Source organism: Herbaspirillum lusitanum P6-12, from assembly GCF_000256565.1.
GTDB classification, from domain to species: Bacteria; Pseudomonadota; Gammaproteobacteria; order Burkholderiales; family Burkholderiaceae_D; genus Herbaspirillum; species Herbaspirillum lusitanum.
Genome location: NZ_AJHH01000427.1, coordinates 1 through 1882, shown reverse-complemented (window position 1 = coordinate 1882; position 1882 = coordinate 1). Strand labels below are relative to the sequence as shown.

Below are 1882 nucleotides of genomic sequence, written 5' to 3'. Positions count from 1 at the left end.
ATCGTGGCGATCACCTTCGGCAGCGAAGCGCTGTATGAATGCGGCGCCGATTCGCGATAGCCCAGCAGCGCTTCCAGATTGCCGCGCTGCATTTGCGTCAGGAACCATTGGAGGAACTCCATCGTGTGCGGAGCGCTGTCCGCGCCAAGCGTGGCATCCGCATCGTTGCGGCGCAGTTCGCGCAGGTTATGCGTGAAGCTGCCCGAGCCGATCAGCAGGATGCCTTCCTTCGCCAGCGGCGCCAGCAACTGGCCGATGCGGTAGTGATAGGCCGGCGGCTGATGCGGCTGTAGCGACAATTGCAGCACCGGGATATCGGCTTGCGGATACAGGTAGCGCAGCGGCACCCAGGCGCCGTGATCGAGGCCCCAGCCGTCGTCGGTTTGCGCATGCAGTCCTGCCTCCTGCAGCAGGCCGGCGACGCGTTCGGCCAGTTCCGGCGAACCGGAGGCCGGATAACCGAGCTCGTACAACGCTTGCGGAAAACCGCCGAAGTCGTGGATCACGCGTTGCTTTGCCAGGCTGCCGACGCGCGGCGTCTGGGTTTCCCAGTGCGGCGAGACGATCACGATGGCTTTCGGCGTCGGCAGGCTTGCGCCGATGCTGCGCAACAGCGGCCCGGTCCTGCCGGGTTCCACCGCCAGCATGGGCGACCCGTGAGAAACGAAAAGCGATGGCAGTGCGGTAGGCATGGCAGTACTCCGGAAAAGGGAAGAAACCTGCGAGGGGGTTAGCCTCGCAAGGGTTTCAGGATAAGGATTATGCAGCGTTGTTCAGACTCTTGCGCTTGACGGCGAACGCGCCGTTGCCGAGCAGATAGACCGCGATCAAGGCAACGATCCACATGGCCAGGTATTCCCAGCCGCCCTTGGGGTTGCTGAAGAAGAAGCCGTTCTTGCCATGCACCGTAAAGATGGCGCCGGCCAGATCGATCGCAAGGGGAATGGCCAGCAGGTCGCCGTAGAAACCGATCACCAGGGCGATGCCGCCGATTACTTCCAGCAGGATGATCAGATACGCGAGGAAACCGGGCAAGCCCAGCGACTCAAAGAACGCGGCAGTGCCGGGCAGCGTGAAGACGAAAATCTTCATCGCGGCGTGCGCCAGGAAGAACAGGCCCGAGGTGACGCGCAGCAGGAAAGCGGCGTAGTCGGCCTTGGTGTTGAGGATGGTAGTGGTCATGGCGGCTCCCAAAATGAATGAGGCCACGATTGGCCTCGATGGGAGCAACTGTAAGTAAAAGCGAGTCTGGGATAAATACGTCGCAGCGGGATGAATTGTTTCGGTGACGTTGACAATCATCCCGCCGTGCTTGCTTATGCCCCTTCCGGCTTGGGTTTGGCTGCCTCGCGGCGATTGAAGCCTTCCACCATGTCGAAGCGGAACAAACGGCATTCCAGCGCGCCGTTGAAGAACGGCGTCTTGCGAGCTTCCTTCAGGCGCAACAATTTCGGCAGCCCGAGGTCGGCCGAGAACAGGAACACGCTCCAGCCGGCGAAGCGCTGCTTGAGCGTGGTGCCGAAGGCGCTGAAGAAGGCGACGAACAGCTCATCGGTCGGCACGGCGGCATCGCCGCGCACGCTCAGACGCTCGCCATAGGGTGGGTTGGTCAGCATGATGCCGATGGTCGGATTGCCTTCTGCGTCCACCGGCGGTTTGACTTCCTGCGCTTCGATCTGTTTGAGAGGCACGTCGAACTGAATGCCGGCCTTGCGCAGGTTGCTGCGTGCGATGTTGACCATGTCGCCGGAAATATCGCTGCCGAAAATCGTCGGTACGGTCGGCAATGGATTCGGCTTGAAGTCGCCCTTGATCGCCAGCCACGCTTCGGCGTCGAAGTTGTCGAATTTTTCAAACGCGAAACGGCGGCGCGCGCCCCCGT

General features: G+C 61.7%; 2 protein-coding genes and 1 pseudogene. All 3 read right to left on the bottom strand.

All coding sequences use genetic code 11. From position 1 onward, the window contains the following. The coding region (locus HLUSI_RS28655; protein ID WP_083830953.1) for a dioxygenase family protein at positions 1-692 on the bottom strand (692 nt) is incomplete at its 3' end. Positions 693-759: 67 nt separating this feature from the next. Continuing rightward, a complete protein-coding gene (locus tag HLUSI_RS0113695) occupies positions 760-1182 on the bottom strand; it encodes a DoxX family protein (RefSeq protein WP_016834509.1) in 423 nt (140 codons plus the stop codon). Between the two features lie 134 nt (positions 1183-1316). After that, positions 1317-1882 (bottom strand): annotated as a pseudogene (locus tag HLUSI_RS0113690) (class I SAM-dependent RNA methyltransferase); the annotation flags it as partial.

Excerpts from the sequence above, each read along its gene's own strand:
- HLUSI_RS0113695 (WP_016834509.1), bottom strand. The coding sequence starts at position 1,182 with ATGACCACTACCATCCTCAACACCAAGGCCGACTACGCCGCTTTCCTG.